Annotated in this window: 17 protein-coding genes; 1 reads left to right on the top strand and 16 read right to left on the bottom strand. The window is 55.8% G+C overall.

Going from position 1 to position 21,769, the window contains the following annotated elements; genetic code table 11:
- Window positions 1-420 precede the first annotated feature (420 nt).
- Window positions 421-1,188 (top strand): IS982 family transposase, encoded by a 768-nt coding sequence (locus H6973_12475; GenBank protein MCP5126409.1) that lies wholly within the window; start codon window positions 421-423, stop codon window positions 1,186-1,188.
- Between the two features lie 155 nt (window positions 1,189-1,343).
- On the opposite strand, the gene H6973_12470 is transcribed toward H6973_12475, so the two are convergent.
- From H6973_12470 to cbiQ, 16 genes are all read right to left on the bottom strand, one after another.
- Window positions 1,344-2,459 (bottom strand): DUF3592 domain-containing protein, encoded by a 1,116-nt coding sequence (locus tag H6973_12470; protein ID MCP5126408.1) that lies wholly within the window; start codon window positions 2,457-2,459, stop codon window positions 1,344-1,346.
- Between the two features lie 33 nt (window positions 2,460-2,492).
- Window positions 2,493-5,420: a virulence factor SrfB gene (locus tag H6973_12465; GenBank protein MCP5126407.1), complete on the bottom strand. Its 2,928-nt coding sequence runs from the start codon at window positions 5,418-5,420 to the stop codon at window positions 2,493-2,495.
- 28 nt (window positions 5,421-5,448) lie between these two features.
- Window positions 5,449-6,444: a hypothetical protein gene (locus H6973_12460; protein MCP5126406.1), complete on the bottom strand. Its 996-nt coding sequence runs from the start codon at window positions 6,442-6,444 to the stop codon at window positions 5,449-5,451.
- A gap of 72 nt (window positions 6,445-6,516) precedes the next feature.
- A complete protein-coding gene (locus tag H6973_12455; GenBank protein MCP5126405.1) occupies window positions 6,517-7,632 on the bottom strand; it encodes a response regulator in 1,116 nt (371 codons plus the stop codon).
- Window positions 7,633-7,787: 155 nt separating this feature from the next.
- The gene (locus H6973_12450) at window positions 7,788-8,375 is read right to left on the bottom strand and encodes a membrane integrity-associated transporter subunit PqiC (protein MCP5126404.1); all 588 of its coding nucleotides are present in this window, start codon (window positions 8,373-8,375) and stop codon (window positions 7,788-7,790) included.
- Window positions 8,376-8,534: 159 nt separating this feature from the next.
- Window positions 8,535-9,563, bottom strand: coding sequence for an MCE family protein (locus H6973_12445; GenBank protein MCP5126403.1), 1,029 nt, complete (start codon window positions 9,561-9,563; stop codon window positions 8,535-8,537).
- Window positions 9,553-10,344 (bottom strand): ATP-binding cassette domain-containing protein, encoded by a 792-nt coding sequence (locus H6973_12440; protein ID MCP5126402.1) that lies wholly within the window; start codon window positions 10,342-10,344, stop codon window positions 9,553-9,555. The genes H6973_12445 and H6973_12440 overlap by 11 nt, the downstream gene beginning before the upstream one ends.
- Complete coding sequence (locus H6973_12435) at window positions 10,341-11,438, bottom strand: ABC transporter permease (protein MCP5126401.1); 1,098 nt, start codon at window positions 11,436-11,438, stop codon at window positions 10,341-10,343. The genes H6973_12440 and H6973_12435 overlap by 4 nt, the downstream gene beginning before the upstream one ends.
- A gap of 54 nt (window positions 11,439-11,492) precedes the next feature.
- Window positions 11,493-12,086 carry a thermonuclease family protein gene (locus tag H6973_12430; GenBank protein MCP5126400.1) on the bottom strand — a complete coding sequence of 198 codons (594 nt, stop codon included), beginning with the start codon at window positions 12,084-12,086 and terminating at the stop codon, window positions 11,493-11,495.
- Window positions 12,083-12,928, bottom strand: coding sequence for an S-formylglutathione hydrolase (gene fghA / locus H6973_12425; GenBank protein ID MCP5126399.1), 846 nt, complete (start codon window positions 12,926-12,928; stop codon window positions 12,083-12,085). The genes H6973_12430 and fghA overlap by 4 nt, the downstream gene beginning before the upstream one ends.
- Window positions 12,929-13,196: 268 nt before the next feature.
- Entirely contained in the window at window positions 13,197-16,160 is a 2,964-nt protein-coding gene (locus tag H6973_12420; protein MCP5126398.1) for a class I SAM-dependent DNA methyltransferase, read from the bottom strand.
- Window positions 16,161-16,172: 12 nt separating this feature from the next.
- Window positions 16,173-17,282, bottom strand: coding sequence for an S-(hydroxymethyl)glutathione dehydrogenase/class III alcohol dehydrogenase (locus H6973_12415; GenBank protein ID MCP5126397.1), 1,110 nt, complete (start codon window positions 17,280-17,282; stop codon window positions 16,173-16,175).
- 79 nt (window positions 17,283-17,361) lie between these two features.
- On the bottom strand, window positions 17,362-18,684 hold the full coding sequence (rlmD, locus tag H6973_12410) for a 23S rRNA (uracil(1939)-C(5))-methyltransferase RlmD (protein ID MCP5126396.1): 1,323 nt from the start codon (window positions 18,682-18,684) through the stop codon (window positions 17,362-17,364).
- A 102-nt stretch (window positions 18,685-18,786) separates the two neighbouring features.
- Complete coding sequence (locus tag H6973_12405) at window positions 18,787-20,151, bottom strand: hypothetical protein (GenBank protein ID MCP5126395.1); 1,365 nt, start codon at window positions 20,149-20,151, stop codon at window positions 18,787-18,789.
- A 123-nt stretch (window positions 20,152-20,274) separates the two neighbouring features.
- Window positions 20,275-20,931, bottom strand: coding sequence for an ABC transporter ATP-binding protein (locus H6973_12400; protein MCP5126394.1), 657 nt, complete (start codon window positions 20,929-20,931; stop codon window positions 20,275-20,277).
- Window positions 20,928-21,752, bottom strand: a complete 825-nt coding sequence (cbiQ, locus tag H6973_12395; GenBank protein ID MCP5126393.1) for a cobalt ECF transporter T component CbiQ — start codon at window positions 21,750-21,752, stop codon at window positions 20,928-20,930. The genes H6973_12400 and cbiQ overlap by 4 nt, the downstream gene beginning before the upstream one ends.
- Window positions 21,753-21,769: the final 17 nt, after the last annotated feature.

Genomic DNA, 21,769 nt, shown 5'->3' with positions numbered 1-21,769 from the left:
TCTATCATTATACGCGATGTTCGACTTTTCCGAGGGGAGATGAGAGCAGGCGGATGCGGCATGGCGATGTGAGCTAAGCTGAGAGGAACCAACCGCCTCAACCGCACGGAGAGACCGCCATGCCGCTCGAAGACTTTATCATCACGGTGTTTTGTTGGGTAGACGAACACCTGAATGCCCTGCTCGGGGATCACTGCTTACGCTCGCGAGGCTTCGCCCCCAAGCTGAATGATAAGCGGAGCGCTTCGCGCTCCGCTTATCGGGGCGCGAGCCGAGCTTCGCTCGACGCGAGTTGCAGGCGTCGCGCTGCGCGCTCCGCCTATCAACTCGCTGGAGCGGTAATCGGCCTAATCACCTGCAAGCGCCTATGCGCTCTCCGGTATTAGACCGATTCCGCTCAGCTCGCGCCCCGATAGTGAAGTGATCACGATGGAAGTCGTCGGCGAGTTCTTAGGGCTGGATACGGATGTGGGCATCTGGAAGTACTTCGGTCGTCATTGGCCGTCGTGGTTCCCGGAACTCGGATCGCGGACGACGTTTGCCCAGCAGGCGGCGAATCTGTGGGTGATCAAGCAGCGGCTTCATCAGCAGCTGCTGATCGAGTTGGGGGCGGCGACGGACCCGATTCGCTTGGTGGATGGTTGCCCTCTGCCCCTCTGTGTGTTGACCCGTGCCCCGCACTGTCGGTTATTTCCTGCGGTGGCGGATTTTGGCTATTGTGCGGCAAAGAAGCAGTACTATTACGGGCTTCACGGTCATCTGATGGTCACGATCCATGGCGTCATCACGGCGTGGACGGTGACGCCCGCTACGGGTGATGAACGCGAGGCGTTGTGGGATTTGACCGAAGGTGTTCAGGGTTGGGTGATCGGCGACAAAGGTTACCTGAGCGCCTTTCTTCAGACGGAACTGGCCACGACCGGGATTGACTTGCAAACCCCCTTGCGGGCCAACATGATCGATCCGCGTCCCCCGTGGGCTGTCCAGCAGCTTACGAGAACCCGCCGCCTCGTGGAAACGGTCATCGGTCAGCTCACCGAGCCATTCCATTTTGAGAAAATCCGGGCGCGGGATGTGTGGCACTTGACGAGTCGGATCGCCCGAAAAATCTTAGCGCACACCTTGGGTATTTTCATGAACCGACAAGTCGGTCGGTCAGACCTCCAGTTTGAGGGCCTGATCGCCTGAAAGTCGAACATCGCGTATTATAGTAAAATATAATGGCAAATGGTATGAAAATCTGGCGGTAGCGTTCTGCGCTTTCGTGGATTGTCGGTTGCATCTGCGGAAGCCAGTCCTTTCAAAGCTTTTATTAACTTAATTTTTTTATAAGATGGAGTGAATCATTCTAAAAAAGCCTGCACCTGGCAATATTGTCGGCGCAACACGATGGCCACTGCGATCATTAGCAGGAACAAAAACCCGGCAATGCCGGCCCCAAATATCACATCCCACCGTTTCTCTTCCAGTGCAACCTGGCAAGCAGCAGTATAGCCTTCTTTCAAGACCCCGCGCGTGGAATCGGCAGGATCGTAATACACCGTCACCGCTGCGCCGGCTGGATATTCCCCTAGCCACGTTTCGACGGCTTTCCGATGGGTTGTCGGACGATTGCAGAAAAACGGGGTTGCACTCTGTTGCTCTACCCCGGCAACGCTGTAACCGAACTCGATCCGTGGCCAATAGCCGTCGACCTTGATTTTCCCTTTCGGGATTTTCGCCGTCGCCAGTTCAGCGCGGATAATCCGACCTGACGCTTCAGACCAGTTCGCACTGGCCTCGGCCCATTGCTGTTGTTGTTGCAGATTCTGATAAGTCTGATATTCCTGGAACGCCAGCGCCGCCAGAAAAGTAGCGACAACCAGCAACGCCGTTACCGCCGCTATCGCCACCCACTTCATTTGCCGGTAATACTTTTTGCCATCGACCAGTTTACCGAGGAGCGCCCGGCCCTCGTGCAAGGCCACCAATCGACCGTCCGGTTGCCAATCCTGGCAATAGAACTGTGCGGTGATCTCCTGGCGCGGCGGGCGAGTCCAGCCTGTATTGGGTTCAATCAGCGCATAAAACAATCCCGTCGCCGGACGCCGGTCAAGGATCTGCACCGTCATCAACGCCCCGGATTTATTGCTGACGCCTGCCGGCGTTAAGCGGGCATTGACCGGGTTGCAACTTCGCAGCAACCGGTTGGCGTCATTCAATCGCCGTGTCATCCAGCGTTCCAGATACCACAACAAACCCCACATTAATGCGATCATCGGCAGTATGACCAAACCGGCCACGGCAAAAATCAACAGATTTTCCATGCTCCGATTGGACAAAGCCGTGGTCATCATGAAGACCAGAGCGCCAGCCATGATTAAAAAGAACAGCAGGCTTAGCGAACGAGTCAAACGGCGATGAGTAGCGTTCAGTTGTTGGAGGCTGGGATGCAGAGAAGTAGGGGAGAGGTCAGTCATCTGTTGGCGAGTAGCGAGTGATCAGCAGTTTTCCTATCTCGTCGGTTCAATAGCGCGGGCGGAAATCGAGAAAATTCCAGTATCCAACCAATAACCATATTCATCCTTGAGTGTTTGCAGCTTTAATAGCACGACCCCATTGGGTTGCTGGTTGCCGTCCGCGTCCGCCACGGCGATCACTTTGAAGTCCAAATCCACATTTTCATCGGTGGAGCGTTCCAGCGTCACTTTAAGCGGCAACGCCTTGGAGCGGGCATCCTGGGGATGAGCAAAAGTCACCCGGTACAGCGGCGAGGCCGGCCAGCGCTCGACATTCAATTGCCGGAAACCGAGAAACACCGGCGCGTAAAAATCGAAAGTCGCTTCCGGTAGGCGCGTCTTGCGATCCTCCAGTTCCAGATTAGCGAACAGCACATTCTCCGGTTTCAACCGTCCAGTTTGCTCCAGCACGCCAATGAAACGGGCGGTGGATTTCATCCCCAGTTCGCGGCTGCGCAAGTTGAACTTGTACAACTGCCCTTCGGACAGCGCGCAAACCATCGCCCCGACCGCTGCCGTCGTTTTGGGATCGGTTAACCGCCCACCGACTGAACGGAAGGGGTACCAATCCCCCACCCGATAAGCGTGCAGGCTGACAATGCGATCCGGCGGCGCCGGCAGTTTCGCTAAAATCGCGGCCCGCACCGCCGGGAATCGGCAGGGCCGCCCGGAAATCAGCAGGTAATCGCAATCGTACAAATGCACGACTTCGCACAAATCGCTCAGCACTTGGCCAAGAATACGGCGCACGGTGGTGTCCACCGCTAGCATGGTGGTGGAAAAGGCGACCTCAGCCAGTTGAAAACCCTGCCCGCCAGCGGCATGGACGGCTTCTTCCAGAAACGCGGTGACCTGTTCATGCGGCCTGGCGCCCGGTGGGTAAACATCGGCCAGCTTGAGCGTCACCGCTTCATTGCCCATGCTCAGATCGGCGTTTTCGTAGCGTTGCAGTAACGCCAGCGCTAATGGCAATGCGACCTGACTGGCGAACTGCCGGCGCAAGGTGCGCTCGCGCTCGGCCTGATCGCCTCGATTAGCACCCAGACGCCGCGCCAGTAATTCCTCGGGATTAGCCGCGCCGCTGGCGCGAATCGCTTCCAGCAATGCAGGAAGCACATTGCGCTCGATCAAACCGCACAGTACATCGTCGCCAGCAATATTGAAGCCTTCGCGGAATTCCTGGGTAGGCCGCAACGCCGTGCCACCCTCCAGTTGATAGGTGGTGATAATCAAATCGGTAGTACCGCCGCCCACGTCGATGCTGGCCAGCCGCAGACAGGGCGTTTCGCCATAGCCTTCCCGGACTCGGCCAAACACCTGAAAGAACAGCGCCGCATCGCCCTGGAAGTTGTGCTTGACCTCGTTGTAAAGAAACACAATCTGGGTGCCGGTCGCCTCGTCCCATTGCAGAAACGGTTCGGGAGCCTGACTTTCATCCAGACCCAGTGCCCGCCAGGTCAACCGGATCGCCGTGTTCACCCGGCGCGTGAACAGCTTGCGTTCCGCCAGCGGCATCGCGGTGGGCATGGTCAGAATCACCCGGTGCAAGCGGCGCGGCGCTTCGGAATACACCCGCTCGGAACGGCGGGCGGGCGAATTGGCCTGAATAAAGGCTTGCAACAGCACCTCGGCGACGAAGAAGCTCATCAGCGAGCCGCGCGAGAACAGCGCGGTGACCGCCGGCGGCTCGCCCGGCTCCAGTTCTTCACCGTCTTCGCGCAGATGACCGACAAACGGCCCCGTGGTCACTGGACCGCTGTCGCCGCCGCCCGCCGCTGGCCCGGCGTTAAACCGCCAGGCATGATGGCGCGGGTCGGTATCCCACAGATAGCGCTTGGGACTGGACAGACCCGTGCTGCCTTCCGCGCCGTGACTGAAGTAGGACAGGGCCTGGGCTTCAAAACCGATCCGGGTGACGGCAGGCCACAGGAAGGCGCTGCTGCGGCCGCTGCGGCGGGACAGCTTTTCATCGCCAAATGTGCTGCGCACAAATTCCACGCGGCTGGGACAGGGTTCGTCATAAACCCGTTCCGGATACGTCAGATCCCGCAACACCAGCCGATAGCTGTCGTTCATATCCACCGGCGCATCGCCGCTAGTTTCCATCAACATGCCACAGGTGCGGGAATTGCCGATGTCCAGCACCACGTCCACATCCACCGGTCGATTGAGTCGGGCAGTCGGCCCATCATCCACAAAAGTAAAACGCAGTCGCGGCGGGTTCACCGCTTTTTTCAACAACGTCAGCACAGTCAACCAGGCGGCCTGCCCGTCGGGATTGACGCGCAGCTCCGCTTCATCCACCCGGCGCGGTGCGCGACGGCGGCGTTCATAAGCATGGAAATGCTGATGCACCCACTCCCGCACCCATTCCTGCTCCAGAAACCAGCTTGTATCCTCCTCGGCATCGCTTAGGGCGAATTCCTCACCGGATTGCATATCCAGCGCGCTGGGGGCGAGATAAGGCCGGCCTTCGCGGGTCGGCAACAACTGGGTGTCGAACGCCAGGGTCACCCGGTGCGTGTGACCCTCAGCATCCGGGGCCGGCAATTCGACCAGACGCGCCCGCGCCCAGTTAGTGGGTCCATTATCGAACAGGTGATCGTGATTAGGACGGCGTTCGCGGATGCGCAGAAAAGGGATCGGCAACCAGGCTCGATCAAGAATCATCGCCGCCTTGGCCGCATTCAGCGAATAGGCTTGCTCAGGTTTAACGGTCTTTCCATCGTGGGTTGCGAATTGGCCGCTGGCGTCATCGGCGTACAACGGGGTCAATAGTGGGCGCCCATCTGCGCCAGTTTCCGCCAGGAAGGCGCGGGATAACCTGATCTCGTTGAGGTTGAATCCGAAATCCAGAAACTGGATAGCGGTGTTGGGAATCAGATTGATCAGTGGGCCAAGTTGCCTGAGTTTTGCCAGCATGGTTGCTCACCTTCGTCCGCCGATTGGGCTAACCGCTGCGCTCGCGCTGTACTCGCAGCAACCGTTCCATCAATTGCTCGATTTCCGCTTCCAGCGCACTGCGCTCCTGTTCGGATTGGTGATCGCGCACCGCCAGTTTTTCCTTAAGGCCTTGGTATTCCTGCTGGGCTTCCGTCAATTGCCGGCGCAAATCTCGCACTTCCCGTTCAGCCGGGGTTGGATCGCCCCCTCCGGTTCCGCCGGATTCCATGATTTTAGTCCGTAATAAACGCCGTTCGGCCTGCAAACGTTCAAGTTGTTCTTGAAAATGTTGGCGTTCCTCGTCCCATGCAGTCTGCTGTCGTTTGAGATCGGCTAACTCCGTTTGTAGTCGCTCTACTTGAAGGGCGCTATCCGGCGGCAAATTCTGATCAACGCGCGCTTTTTGCAGCGCCAGGCTATCTTCCAAGGTATTCATCTGAATCTGCAGAGCCAATCGTTCCTGCTCCCAAGTCTCCTGTTGCTGGTCCAGTCGGGCGCTCAATTGAGTCTTCTCCCGACGCAACCCTTGCACCTGATCTTCGAGTTGACCATTCAACAGGAGCAGACTTTGCCGCTCCTCATCCCATTCAGCGCCTTTCTGGGCGAAACGATCCTGCAGAGCGTCTCGATCCCGCTGCAGCTGCGCCATGGCCTCGCGCAGTTTCTCCACTTCTTGTTGTTGCGTCTGCAACTGCTGCCCGCCCTGTTCCTTGAACTCAGCATATTGCCGCTCCAGCTCAGCCTGACGCTCGCTGGCCTCGGCCAGATCGTGCTCAAGACGCTTTTGCCGCCCCAACAGAGTCTGGCGACCCTGATAGGATTTGGACTGCTCCGCTTGAAGGCTTACTTGCAGGACGCCATTGCTAGACTGGACCTCTACCAGTTCGGCTTGTATCCGCGCATAAGCGCTACGCAGAGCTTGGTAGGGCAACAGATAAATCAAGACAGCACCCACTACCAATCCGGCAACTATCCCAATGATTAAATAGACGATGTCTGCCATAATTCTAATTCCGCTTTTGCTTTATCAACTTCCACCCAAATCATTCAGCATCTGAATGAACAATCGGTCTTCTTAACGCAATCCATACGCCACGATCGCTGCTCCAACGCCCACCGCTGCTGCGCAACCCGCCGCCCAGTAAATACGTCGTCCCAGATCGCGCCGCGCGTCTGCCCAGAGTTGATGAGCTGCTTGCTCCATCGCCGCGGTAACGCTTTCTGCCTGAGAACTGGTCACCGGCGCTTCTCCGGGCATCGGTAGCGATGCTGAGCGGGCCGCCTCGATCGCTACTGCCCGGGCCGCATCGACCGCGGCGTCGTGAGCGGTCGAAGCCGCCTTACGAACTGCTTCGGCAAACCGGGTGCTTAATTGTCGCACCAATCGCTCAGACAGTTCATGCAATTGGCTCGTGCAGACCTGCCCCGCTATATCGCGCGCGATATCTTCAAGTCCGGCGCGTTCCTGGGTCTGGAACGCCGCCAAGCGCTGCTCTAGCAAAGGAGCGAGCTGTGCTTTAATCGCGTCTTCAGTCAATGGCGGCGGGGTAGCGGATGCCTGGCCAGTCGGTTGCCATGCCGCCATCTGCTCCTGGCAAATTCGCTCAGCCACCTGACCGCAGGTTTTCGCCTGGCCGGCATCCATTTCCTGCCGCAATTTGGCGATGACATCGTTGAGCAACGGCAACACCTGGGACTCGATGGCGTCGTAAATCACCGATTCCGCCTTGTCGACGACGATTTTCTCCACCCACTCAACCGACACGGCTCCACCACCCTCTTCAGGTGTGGGCGCGGTAATCGGCGCCTGCGCGGCATCCAGCGCCTGATGCATTCGCTCGAGAAGCACACTCAGCATTTCCGGCATGGCCGGCTTGGTCAGTACGTCAATAGCGCCCGCTGCTCTCGCCTCTTGCAGATAGGTAGGCTCATCCCGAGAGGTGTACATCGCGACCGGAATCGCGGCGATCGCTGGATTTTCCTTGATCTGCCGCACGGCGGTTAAACCATCCATGCCGGGCATGGTGTGATCCATGAAAATCGCATCCGGTTGCCGGTCGCGCAGATAGTTCAGGGCCTCCTCGGCAGATTCCGCGGTATCCACGGTCATGCCAAAGCCTTGCAACATCTTGCGCAGCATTAGTCGTGCAGACTTGGAATCATCTACTACAAGGACGTGTCGGACTGGCATGGATCCTCCAGGTTTTCCGGGCCGGATTTTATTTCAGACAGATTAGCAGGATTCATGGGCGGAAAGAGCGTTTGTCACGGATAACAGCAGATGACGGCGCGTCGCGATGCTACGAATATAGCGAAAGTCAGGATGATTCACCCAATTCTTTCCAGTCACTCCAGATAACTCAGCGCAAAAGCTGTCATTTCGTCCAGCAGTTTTTGCACTGCCGCGTTGGCGGCCTGCGCTCCACCGTATGCATCCTCGCTGGGCGAGGGTTCTACCGCCTCGAAGATCCTCGTACCTAGCACATGACCGCTCTTCATATCCATCACCTTGATGCGCGTCGTCAAGCGCACCCGGCTGGGCGGGATCATGAATTCTTGTTGCAGGCGGATTAGATCTACATCCACTCGCAGGTCGGCCAGCACTGGCGACGGTGGCGACACCACCGCTTTGAACGCGCCCGTGGCCTCGAAAGCACGAACCAAAAGCGGCGACAGCATCTTCGCCGGCGTGTCGCTCCAGACACTGTTATTGTAGTAATCCAGCTTAGGCGGTTCCCGGGTGTAAGCGATGCGCTGCGAATCAAAACCTGGCGCTTCCTTGGAAACGGTCACTAACAGGATTTTGCCACTGGGGCGTTGCGCCAGCGTTGACGTGAAAGCTCTGCTCCCTCCGAGTAAATAAGCCTGCGGCGGCGGTGAATTATCCTGTGGCAACGTACAGCCGGCCCCTATCGCCAGCGCGAACAGCAACATGACTCTCCATCCGTGAGTCATTATTCTATGTCGGATCCCTTCAAGCACTTCCTTTTCTCCTCAATTCAAATAGATAGCATCTGGCCGCAATTCTCTCTAACCCTCTCTTGCCAAAGGGGGGGACTGAATGGTTACCGCCGCCGGCAGACAAGCAGTCTTTCACCTGACGCCTGGAGCCTGAAATTTGGGGGCTGAAACCTGATTATCTTCTCCCGGCCCAGGCCGGCCTTGCGGGTGACCCAGCAATAGGGCGCGAGGATTTTCTTCCAGCATCTTGGCCAATCGGTGCAACACGATCATCAGCTCATTCGCCTGCACCAATAAGGTATCCAGTTCAGGCACGGTATTCTGACTCAATCGCTGTAATTCCTGGCGACCATCCACAGCCAGCTTGGTGAAAGACTGACTTGTTTTTGTAACATTATTCGCGGCATTGCGCACCGACTGGGCGCTGGCCTGGACCTCGCGCAGGGTCGCCTGGAATTGAGTAGTCAGCTCATCCGCGCTTTCCAGAGCCGTCGCCAGCTGGTCCAACGCCCGACCGAGGCGTTCAGAACGCTGGGCCAGGGTATTGGTGAACGTTTCGACATTTTCCAACGTTTGGCGCAGGCTGTCCGAACGATTGGCCATTGCGCCGGTGATAGCGCTCAAGTGCTGTAAAATCTCGGTCAGCGCCGTCTGATTTTCATTGTTCAGCAACCGTTCCAACCGCTTCGATAGATTATCGAAGTTATTGATGAGGCTGTTAAATCCATCATCCAGGCGCGTCACCAGCGACGGACCGGCCTGGATGACCGGCAAATCCTGATCCGGCTTCTTCTCCAACGGCAGGGACTGACCGCCGCCGCTGAGTTCCACCGAGGCCACACCGGTTAGACCCCGGGTGGACAAAGTAGCAATCGTGTCACGACGAATCGGCGTGTTGCGTTCAATACCTAGCACCACATCGACCCGGTCGGGATTGTTGGGGTCCAATCGGATTGATTCCACTTGCCCGACATCGACGCCGCGATAACGCACCGTCGCCTTAAGGTTCAGACCCGCTACCGATTCATGGAAGTAAACCCGATAAGGATCATAGAGTTTTGTCTCATCACCCAAGGTCAACCAGAACACCACGCTTAACAGTGCTGAACCGAGGATAATGACGAACAGCCCGACCAGGGCGTAATTGACATTACTTTGCAAGCGCCTGCTCCCGCGCCGCGCGGCCACGCGGCCCTTCGAAATAAGCTCGAATGAGCGGATGGTCGGCCATTGTCAACTCCTGCATCGGCGCATAGCCAATCACCCGCTTTTCGCCGAGAAACGCAACCCGGTCCGTTGCCTGCCAGAGCGTATCCAGATCGTGGGTCACCATCACCACAGTCAAACCCAGTGATTCTTTGAGCTGCACCACCAACTGATCGAAAGCGCCCGCACTGACCGGGTCCAGACCGGCGGTGGGTTCATCCAGGAATAGCAACGCTGGATCAAGCGCCAGCGCTCGCGCCAGCGCTGCCCGTTTCAACATGCCGCCACTCAATTCGCGTGGCAGTTTATTGCCGGTGTCAACCGGCAAGCCGGCCAGCACGATTTTGAGATCAGCAATTTCCGCAATCAACGGGGCGGGCAGCTGGGTGTGCTCACGTAGCGACACGGCCACATTTTCCCGCACGGTCAGCGAACTGAACAGCGCGCCTTGCTGAAACAACATGCCGAATCGGCGACGCAATTGAAACGCTGCACTGTCGCTAATGCCAATCACTTCCTGACCCAACAGCTTAATGGAACCTGCCGTCGGTTTCAGCAACATGATAATCGCTCGCAACAATGTGGTTTTCCCGGAGCCGCTGCCGCCGACCAAGGCGATAATCTCGCCTCGATGAACGTCAAAATCCAGGTTATCGTGAATGATCTCAGCACCAAATTGAGTGCGCAGACCGCGCACCGCGATCACCGGAGATTCAGCAGCGACGGTCGCACTCACAGGCCAACCCCGCCCAGCAGGATTGAGAATAGCGCATCGGCGGCGATAACCAGAAAGATCGATTGCACCACGCTCACTGTGGTCTGCCGTCCCACGCTGTCGGCGCCGCCGCGCACCTGAAAACCTTGATAACACCCCACCAACGCAATGATGGCGGCGAACACCGGCGCTTTACCCACGCCCAGCAGAAAAGAGGTCAGCGTGACCACTTTTGGAAATCGATCCAGAAAATCCTGGAAATTGACATCCAGCATCACCTGCGCGATGAACATGCCGCCAAACACGCTCAACGCATCGGCGAACACGGTCAACAAGGGCAGGGCAATGGTCAACGCCAGCAATTTGGGCAGCACCAGCAAATCCATCGGCGGAATACCGATAGTGCGCAACGCATCCACTTCCTCGGTCACTTGCATGGTGCCAATCTGAGCCGTGTAGGACGACCCGGTGCGTCCAGCGACGATGATTGCGGTGATCAACGGCGCCAGTTCGCGCAGCATGGTCAGCGACACCAGTTCGACGATAAAGATATTGGCGCCATAGAACTTGAGTTGCTGGCCGCCCTGATAAGCGATGACGACGCCAATCATGAATGAGAGCAACGCAATGATCGGCAGGGCGTTAACGCCAGCGGTTTCGAGATTGGCGAACAGCGCCCGCCAGCGAAACCGGCGGGGTTGCAAGGTCAACCGCCCCAATGCGGTCGCCGCCTCGCCCACGAAGACCAGGAAGGCAAAGCCTCTGTGCAAAGAGTGTACGGCTTGTCGGCCCAGTTGCTCCAAAACAGTGGTTCGTTGCTCGGGCGCTGCAACGCTCCCGTCCGCTATCAGACGCTTGCAGACCAGGTCGAGCAGGGCCTGATGCTTCTCGCGAAGTCCGGTCAGCCGGACGCCATGCCCACTCCGTTCCAACTCAGCGATCAGCTTGCGCAATTGCAACGCGCCGATGGTATCCAGTGCGTGAATCATAGAGCCATCCAGTTGCAATGCGCCGGGTGGCCATTGAACGCTGCGTAGCCGCTGGTCCAAATCGATAATGCCATCCAGCGTCCATGCGCCCTCGCAACGCCACCCCTCGGAGCTAGCGCGAACCATGGCAGGATCAGAAAGCGATGGAGGCAGTAGAAGAGCCACGGTCTTTACCAGTCTCTAGCGTGGATTCAAGCGCCGCCAGGAGGCGGGATCCTGTTGATTACCCGCTTTTTCCCAGATGCCGCGCCGCGCTCGTTTCGCTTCAGCTTGCGCCTGCCGGTAGACCGGGGAATTATTGTATTGCTCGTACATGACGGCCTGTCCCTGCCGAACCAGCTCCAAACCCACATCGCGCTCGCCCGCGAACACCTGCGCAACCGTCCGGCCATAGCGATCCTGATCCATAACGCGCAATCGCACCGGATCATGACCGGTCAACAACTGTTTCAGCGACTGCTTCGCGCCATCGCCCCACGGTTTTTGACCCATTTCCGGCGCGTCGATGCCGAACATTCGCACTTTGACCTGGCCGGCTGGACAACTGGCTGTCAGGGTATCGCCGTCATAGATGGTTTTGACCGTGCAGGTCAATTCCGCGCCTTTGGGAATCGCGGAAGGCGGCGCTTTGGGTTCATGCAGAAAATAACTGATCCCGATGATGGCGACGACCAGTCCGCCGATCAACCACGGCGAACGGTTCCGGCGGCGACGGGCGCGGCTCAGTTCACTGCGCAACTGGCTGCGCAATAGTTTTAAAAGTTCTTGTTTCAATTTTTAATTTCTAATCGCAATGCCTGGGCGTGCCAAGCCAGATGCTCGCCGATGAAGGTGCTGATGAAATGATAGCTGTGATCGTAGCCTTCTTGCACCCGCAGCGTCAGGGGAAAATGCCGAGCGGCGCAAATTCGTTCCAGCGACATCGGGTGCAGTTGTTCGGTTAAGAATTCATCGGCAGTCCCTTGATCGATCAGCAGGGGTATGGCCGCCGCGCCTTCTTCGATCAAGCGGACCGCATCGTAAGCCGCCCAGGTCCCGCGGTTATTCCCCAGATAGGCTTTGAAACAGCCTTGCCCCCAACCGCTGGCCATCGGATGACAGATCGGCGCGAAAGCGGAAACGGAGCGATAAAGTCCAGGCTCCCTCAGCGCGCAAATCAGCGCGCCATGTCCGCCCATCGAGTGACCGGTGATCGAACGCAGACCGGGAATCAGTGGTAATTTCGTTTCAACCAGAGCCGGTAGTTCACGGGTCACGTAGTCATACATTTGGTAATGTTGCGACCAGGGCGTCTGGGTGGCGTTGACGTAGAAACCGGCGCCCTGACCCAGATCGTAGCGGTCTGCGTCCGGTACGTCCGCGCCTCGGGGACTGGTGTCGGGAATGATCAGCGCTAATCCCAATTCCGCAGCGTAGCGCTGCGCGCCGGCTTTCACTCGGAAGTTATCGTCGGTGCAGGTCAGGCCCGAAAGCCAGTAAACGGCTGGGACTTTTTCGGTTCGCGCCTGGGGCGGCAGGTAAACGGAGAAGGTCATCGGGCAATGACACGTTGTGGAATCGTGCCGGTAACGATTCAGCCAGCCATCAAATTCTTTAATTGCCTCAATATGTTCCACGCAATCATCCCTTGGTTCTGTGGTAAGTGGGGCCGGGTTTTCTCAACCCGAATATTCCCCCCCTTTACCAAAGGGGGGAGACGAACGCTTATGTTTTATTATCGCGCCAAGCTGGCTAACCGTCACCCGGAAATGCGCTCAATCCCCCCTTTAACAAAGGAGGGTGAGGGGGGATTTTGGCCTCGTCACCCGTGCGGAATCCCCCCCGACCCCCCTTTTCCAAAGGGGGGAGGCAGATGTTTGCGATTTGGAACACGCAACGCAATGTTCAACGCAAGAAGGAAGACCGCTCGCGATTCAGCGCCAGCAAGCGGCGCAGGATTTCATCGTCGCGCAAATCCGTTGGCCAGCCATAGGCCGCAGCGACGGCTTCATCGAGAACCCGGTGCGCGTGATCCAGCCAAGCAGGGCGTTGATTGTAGAGATGGGTCAGGGTGCGTTTTTTGAGTTCAGTCGCATGTTCCAGCTTGGGAACGATGCAGTCGGGATAGCCGGGGACGACCTCGGGAACGCGATCAACCCACTCTGGAGGATTCAGCCAGTTCTCGCGCAGTTCGTTCAACGTGCGGGCTGCATCCGCAATAGCCTGAGCGCGTGGATCATCGGCGTAGGCACTAGCTGGGATGTTCGGGGTCAGGCCCGCCGGGAAGGGGAACGTCTCGAAGCAGGAACGCGCGTTGTAGGTTGGGCGGCCACCATCATCACCGTCGCCATGCCATGAACAGGTTCGCAAGCTCCAAAGTTCATGAATCCGCGAATGGAGAATGCCAAAGGTTGCGTCATCGTCGCGGGCGATAGCGTAAACTCGGCTATCCGGCAACACCACTGCACTCAACCAAACGAATAACCGATATTTTGCGACGCGAGGAGTTGCGATGTAGCGGGATAAGGGCTTTAACGCCTTGCGCATGTCGCCACCAGTCCGGCCTAATCGCCACCAATGCTTCTTGCGATTAGCATCCCGATTTTTATCCCGTTCAGGTTTGACATGCAATCGGACATATTCAAATGGCGCTTCATATAGTGCCGCTTCGTTTTCCGCCATATCGCCGCCAAAATCAATGATCCAGGTATCGGACAGACGACGGGTAATATCCATGCCATTCGCCCAAGGACGTACTACATCACGATTAGATCGGCCATTAGGATTCGGTAATGGCAACCATAGCCGCGCCAGATCGCCGGGAATATCGAATGCCCCAACTTTGACCGGGCCTTGGAAAGCAATATCAGTGTTTTCTGACAAGGGTTCAGCCTGAGTCAGATCAACGCTGTTGCCTGCGCTTCCCGTCAAATCCGCATAAATCTCGGCGACGGGTTGGCCGTTCAGAATCCCCCCGGCTTCGCCACCCCCCTTTTGCAAAGGGGGGTTAACTCCGGCATCGCTTCTCCCTTTGCAAACTCCGGCATCGCTTCTCCCTTTGCAAACTCCGGCATCGCTCCCCCCTTTGCAAAAGGGGGGTCGGGGGGGATTCCCAAACCCCACCAGCGACACCCGCACCGCTGCGCCTTCGTTGACCCATTCCAGATCAGACCAAGCATGGAATATCGTACTGGTCTTGCGAATCCGCTCCAGCACTTTGCGATTGGCCCCGCCCCGAATGGAATTAGTCGCCACCAGTCCAGCGCGTTGCGCCTGTCCGGCTTCAATCTGCGCCCGCGCCTTCTCAAACCAGTAGCAGACCAAATCAGCGCCGCCGGGAACTCGTCCCTGATAGAGCCAGCGCAACCCGCCCACATATTGATCGCCCAATTCAGCTAACTGCTTCTTATCGCCCAAAAACGGCGGATTGCCCACAATCGCGTCTGCGGCTGGCCATGTCGCTTCTCGATCTCCCTCCAACAACGCATCCCGACACTCAATCGAATTCAGCGGTTTCAGAATCGGCTGATCATTCAAGTTATAGCCATGACCCAGCATCCATTGAATCTCACCGATCCACACCGTCAGCCGCGCCAGTTCCGCCGCGTATGGATTGATCTCGATGCCCATGACCACCTCCGGGCCAACCGCTGGAAACCCGCGTTGCAGACCCAGGGTCTCGACCTCCAGCATGACCTGATGCTCAATATCCTTGAGGGCGCGCAAGGCCAGATAAAGAAAGTTGCCGGAACCACACGCCGGATCAAGCACGCGGAAGGTGCGCAACCGCTCCAGAAAACCGTGTAATGCCTGCTCCGCTTGCGCTCGCTTCGATCTCCTGGCGCTCAATAACCGCTCGATCTCCGCCTTGACCGTCGCCCATTCCGCCAACAGCGGATCGCGGATCACCGGCTCGATCAAGCGGTGAATGGAAGCCGCATCGGTGTAGTGGGCGCCTAATTGCGAGCGCTTGTCCGGGTCCAAACCGCGCTCAAATAGCGTCCCGAAAATCGCCGGTTCAATCGCCGACCAATCCAGCGCAGCAGCGGAATGCAGGGTGTCCAAATCCGCTCGTTCCAGCGGCAGGCATTCGTTATCGTCGAACAATCCGCCGTTGAACCAGGCAATCCGTTCCAGGCCGAACCGCCCGCCTTGTTGCATCGCCCGAAACAGCGCACCGGCCAAATCAGGAAAATCCGCCGGCGACCGCCGCGCTTGCTCGACCAGTTTGCTGAACAGCCGATCCGGCAACAAGTCCATATCCTCGGCGAACAGGCAGAACAGCAACCGGGTCAGAAAATGGGCTACCGGCTGCGGCGCATGGCCGCGCTGGTTCAGGGTTTGAGCCAGCGCGCCCAACAACGAGGCTGCATCCTTGGTGACGCCCTCACGGGTTCGGGCCGGACGCAACCGCCCCGGCTCCAGAAACGCCCATCTCAGCTTTTGCAACTGATCGGGGTGTGCCAGATCATCCAGGGTCAGCCGATGTACGATATTTACCGCATTGGTAAAATTCGTATGAATCTCAATCGCCTCCATATCTGAGACGATTAGCAGCGGCGGATTTTCCAGGGCCAGGGCGTACTGCTGCAACTGCCGCAGCGCTACCTTCAAGTCTTTATGCTTGCCCTTGTATTCCCAGGCGAAGCAATGCCGCCGCCACACATCGGCCCAACCGTCGCCGCCACCGGTTTTCTTCGCGCCCTTCTCGAAGGCGAACCACTCGCCGCGCGGATCTTCCTCCAGCGGCGGTTTCAGGCCCAACACGCGACAGAGCGCAATAAAATGACTTTGCGCGCCACTCCGTTCAGTGAGCGTGCTATCGCGGCACAGTTGAATGAATGCAGCGATAGCCGCAGGCGTCGTCATTGCTCACCACGGTTAGAACACAATCACCGAACGGATGCTTTTACCTTCATGCATCAGGTCAAACGCCGTGTTGATCTGCTCCAGTGGGAAGATATGGGTCACCATGCGATCCAGTTCAATTTTGCCCTGGAGATAATTCTCCACATAGCCAGGTAACTGGCTGCGTCCCTTGACTCCGCCAAAAGCCGTGCCCTTCCAGGTGCGTCCAGTGACCAGTTGAAAGGGTCGAGTGCGGATTTCCTGACCCGCGCCAGCGACACCGATGATGGTGGAGACGCCCCAACCCATGTGGCAACACTCCAAAGCCTGACGCATCACCTCGACATTACCGATACATTCAAACGAATAATCGACCCCACCGTTCGTCATCTCCTTGATGGCGTCGACCACATTGCCGCTGATCTGGGTTGGATTGAGCGTATCGGTCGCGCCCAGCGCCGTGGCGATGGCGAATTTATCCGGGTTGGTGTCAACCGCAATGATCCGCCCGGCCTGCGCCATGACTGCGCCCTGAATCACTGACAAACCGATGCCGCCCAAGCCGAAAACGGCGACCGTGGAACCTGGCTCCACCTTGGCGGTATTCAGCACCGCGCCAATGCCAGTGGTGACGCCGCAACCGAGCAGACAGACTTTGTCCAACGGCGCTGCCGGGTTGATTTTGGCGAGAGCGATTTCCGGAACCACCGTATATTCCGCGAAGGTCGAGCAGCCCATGTAATGAAACAATGGCGTCCCCCGGCAGGAAAAGCGGCGGGTGTGATCGGGCATGTAGCCGGTCCACACTGTGGCGGCAATCGACTGACACAGATTCGTCTTGGAGGAGCGGCAATACTCGCACTCGCCGCATTCCGGAATATACAGCGGAATGACATGATCGCCCGGTTTCAAGTGCTTGACGCCGGGACCGCATTCCACCACTTCACAGCCGCCCTCGTGACCCAGGATGCAGGGGAACGCGCCTTCTGGATCATCCCCGGACAGGGTGAAGGCATCGGTATGGCAGACGCCGGTTGCAATGACTTTCAACAGAACTTCGCCTTCCTTCGGCCCTGCTACATCTACTTCTTCAATGACCAGCGGTTTTTGGGGTTCCCAGGCGACAGCGGCGCGTGCTTTCATATCAGTACCTCTCTGAAGGATCGAATCAGTTCAGCATAGCGGGTTTTTCCGATGAATCGTACTGCCCCACCTGCGTCGTTTAGCCAACCCGAACCAGCACCGCCATGGACTCGACATGCGCAGTATGCGGAAACATATCGAGGACACCAGCGCTGTCCAGGCGATAACCGAAACGGTGAACCAGTTCGCCGACATCGCGGGCCAGGGTTGCCGGATGGCAGGAGACATAAACCACGCGCCGCGCGCCCAATGCAGCGATACGCGGCATCATCTCCAAAGCGCCGGAACGAGGCGGATCGAGCAGCACCCGGTCATAGCCACCCTGCGTCCACGGTTGACCGGTCAAATCACCGGCTAGATCAGCAGCATGAAATTCAACATTCGCCAACCTGTTGCGTAGCGCATTGCGCCGCGCCCATTCGACCAGGCTGGCGTCACCCTCCACGCCAACCACTTTCCCGGCCCGCCGCGCCAGCGTCAGAGTGAAATTGCCCAGCCCGCAGAACAGATCCAGCACCCGGCTGGTCGGTTCCAGTTCCAGTAATTTGCAGGCTCGCGCGACCAGTTGCCGGTTGATAGCGGCATTGACTTGAATGAAATGCCAGGGTTGAAATTCCAGGTCGAGATCGAAGTCGGGCAAGCGATAACCAAGTTCTGGCCGCACGGGCCATAAAGGTTGCACACTATCCGGGCCACCGGGTTGCAGATACAGCGCCAGCCCATGCCGCTCGCCAAATTCGCGGAGCCGTTCTTGATCCGCCTCACTGGGCGATGTCAGCACCCGGAAATTCAGACCCATGACCTCATCCCCACCCGCGACCTCGATTTGCGGCAACCGGTCGCGAATGGATAGCTCACCAATCAGCGTCGCTAATGCCTCCAGTAACCCGCCGACCCGCTCGTCCAGCACCTCGCAACGTTGTAAATCGGCGATATAGGGGCTACGTCGTTCGCGGAAACCGACCAATACCCGGCCCTTTTTGGCTACATATTTGACCCCAAGCCGTGCCCGCCGCCGGTAGCCCCAGAGGGGACCGGTCATCGGCTCCAGGACTTGCCCGGGTTCAACCTTGCCGATATGGGTCAGACTGTCCAGTAGCCAGCACTGCTTGATCGCCAATTGACTGTCCGCTTGCAGATGTTGCAGCGCGCAGCCCCCGCAAATACCATAATGAGCGCAGCGTGGCTCTACTCGCTCTGGTGCGGCTTGCAACACCTCAATAATGCGCGCCTCATCCCGGCGACTGCGCCGACTGGTGTACACGCAACGAACTTCTTCCCCCGGCAATGCGCCCTCGACAAAGATCGTCTTACCATCGCGTCGAGCAACGCCCTTGCCTTCATGGGTCAAATTTTCGATGTAGCCGGTAAAAGGTTCCGCAACTAACTTGTTTTTATTCACAGGACACCAAAATCAGCCTTAAAGGCTTTTGTTATTTGTTTTCCTCCAACGAGGAGTATGATCAAATAGCTGGAAGAATTATTTATTAGAAATAAAGCGATATTAGTTTCCGATAAAGAGGAGCATATATAGAATTGAACTATTGCTTCCAAATGTAACAATGTATATATAATATTTAAATATTTTTCTTATTTTTTCACGCTCAAATTGATCATCAAGTAATGCGCCTGCCATAAAAGATAAAACAATATATAAACCAAAAAAAAGATCAAAGTCACGAGATGGACCGAGCTTAGGTATCATAAAGATAAAATAATAAATCTGCCAAAATAATAATCCATAAAATAAAAAGTTTATGTTTTTCAATATATTTTTCCAATCAACTATGCTCAAGCACTCCATGACTTTTAATGGCGACAGAGCCAGGATAACCAAAGGGGTGATCCATCCAGCGCCAAAAAACAACATATAGAATAAATCCATAAAATGTTGAAGTGATAAGGCGTATGAAATAGAAAAAAAAGGCGAAAGGGATGAGCTGGATTTTCCCTGATAGGGTGGCCAAAACGTATTTTTTTCACCAAGATTTAAATCGCTATATAGATGCTTTATATAATCAATGATATCTGCCGGCCATAAAACTATTAATCCGATAAAATAAAATAACATTGATAAAAAAAACGCAATATAGCGATTTTTAGGATGATCGATCCAATACTTAAAAAGCAAAATTAATCCCAAAGGCGCAAAACCAATATACATAACAGGAAGAATTGCTGCTATGATTGGTATGGCCAAATTTTCTGGAGTCTTTCTGCTTGCTATCAAGGAAACAGAGAGAAGATATAACCCAACAATGAATGGATAATACTCATCATATCCAGATGAAAATAATAGCCATATCGGGCTAAAAATTGGAAATGTTATCGAAAATTTTTCGTGGTTTTTATAAATAAATAATATGCTTGTTAAGGCCATCAAAGTAGCGCCAAAAAATTTGATAAAATTTATGGCTGAAATTTTAAATACTTCCTGAAAATTATTGTATATAACTATTAATAATTTAGTTCCTCCAAGCCATCTTGAAAAAGGGTTGCCGCTATCAATAACCATTGGAAGATAGCCGACATCGCCGTATGTTTTAAATAAAAATAACTTAAAAATAATATTAATCAATACCATAAAAAAGAAAACAGCTATTAATCCATATAATAAAATCATTGAATCATTTTTTATAATAGATTTATTTAAATAAAAAACTATTAATATAGCTAGAATAAATAAAATTGATAAAATAAAATTATTATTATAAATAATAGAAAGTTCCCTTTCTATACCAATCATATTCCGTATAAAATCGGCAATCAAGAAAGAGATCAAAATTGAAATAAGAAAAGCAGATAAACCTATCAAGTAATGTAATAAGTCTATCTTGTAGCCTGTCCAATTGTGAGCAAAATATTTCATTAATTATACGTTACAATCAGCATTCTTGCCCAGGCTGTAGAGATCGCTCTCCCCGGACAGAAAAGAATGACGTGAAACACAGAATGGCTCAAAGCGATAAGAAAACGACGACATCCCTAGAAATCAACCCTCCATCAATCGACCTTGCTCCAGACGCACACGGCGTTGGGTAATGCGAGTGAGGAAATCTTCATCGTGAGAAATCACGATCATGGCTTGAGGCAAGCCATCAAGGATCTGGATCAATCGCTCACGTGTCTCCGCGTCTAGCGCATTGGTCGGTTCATCGAGCAGCAATACTTCGGGGTTCATGGCGAGTACGGTCGCCAGCGCCACCAGACGCCGTTGTCCTCCCGATAATTTGTGGGTAACACGGTTCTCGAAACCCTCCAGACCCAGGCTGGCCAAGGTGCGTTGGACAATCATCCGGGTTTCCGCCCAGCTCTTGCCCAGATTGAGCGGCCCAAAGGCTATATCCTCGGTCACGGTCGGGCAAAACAATTGGTCGTCGGAGTCCTGGAACAGCAAGCCCGCTCGGGGTCTTACCTCCACAAAGTCCTTTTCATGAATACGCGGGCGTCCAAAGGCCTCCACCTGACCGGCCTGCGCTTTCAACAGCCCCACCATCAAATGCAACAACGTCGTCTTGCCAACGCCATTCGCACCGGTGAGCGCTACTCGATCACCGGTGCGCAGGGTGAAATGAGCGCCCGACAATACCGGTTGTCCAGAGTCGTAGGCGAAATGCAGGTCGGACAGCCGGAAAAGCGGCTCGCTCACGAATGCAGACACTCCAGGACGATCAGTGCGCAAACTGCTGCAACCGACAAGCCGGCAAACGCATAGTCGCGCTGACCCACGGGTTCTGCTTCCGTCATTGGGTAAAAATGCCCCTGGAAACCGCGACAACGCATGGCGGCCAGAATGCGTTCAGCGCGTTCAATACCGCGCACCAAGAGCATTCCGAAAAGATAACCGACGCTACGCCAGGTGTGTAGATCGCAGCGCAGACGAAATCCGCGCGCTTTCATCGCCGTGCGCAGGCGGCGATATTCACGGTACAGCACTTCGATATAGCGCACGGTAAACAGGAATAAATGTACGAACTTGCCGGGCAATCGCAACCGCGCCATGGCGTGACCCAACTCCACCGACCCTAGCGACCCCAGCAAGGCCAGGATTATTAATACCACGGCGTTAGCTTTCAAAAGGATTTCAACAGCCCGCAACACGCCTTCATAGCTGGCGGTCATGCCATTCATTGAGAAAACCGTCTCGCCTGGTACAGTGAACGGCAGGAAGAACAGAACGAACAGCATAAAGCCATCCAACGCCGCCAGGCGTCGCAGAGTCGGCGCTCGTTCCAACCGCGCTGCCAGAGCAGCGCATCCCGCTAGAGCTAGGGCTGTCAATAACGCGGGGATTTGCGTCAAGCCGACCACGATCAGAGCGAACAGGCCGCAAGCCGCCAGACGCAAGCGCGCATCGACCGTTTTCAACAGGGGTTCACTGGCGCGAAATCCCTCTCGATCTCCTTTTTTCAAAGGAAGGTAAATAGTTATGCTGGCGTGTGGGTGGCTCACCTTGGCCAGTGAGTGCATCGCGCTACTGGATGCAG

It is taken from the genome of Gammaproteobacteria bacterium (assembly GCA_024235095.1).
Lineage (GTDB): Bacteria > Pseudomonadota > Gammaproteobacteria > Competibacterales > Competibacteraceae > UBA2383.
The sequence above is the reverse complement of the archived record's forward strand: the minus strand, read 5'-3'. Positions and strand labels throughout refer to the sequence as shown.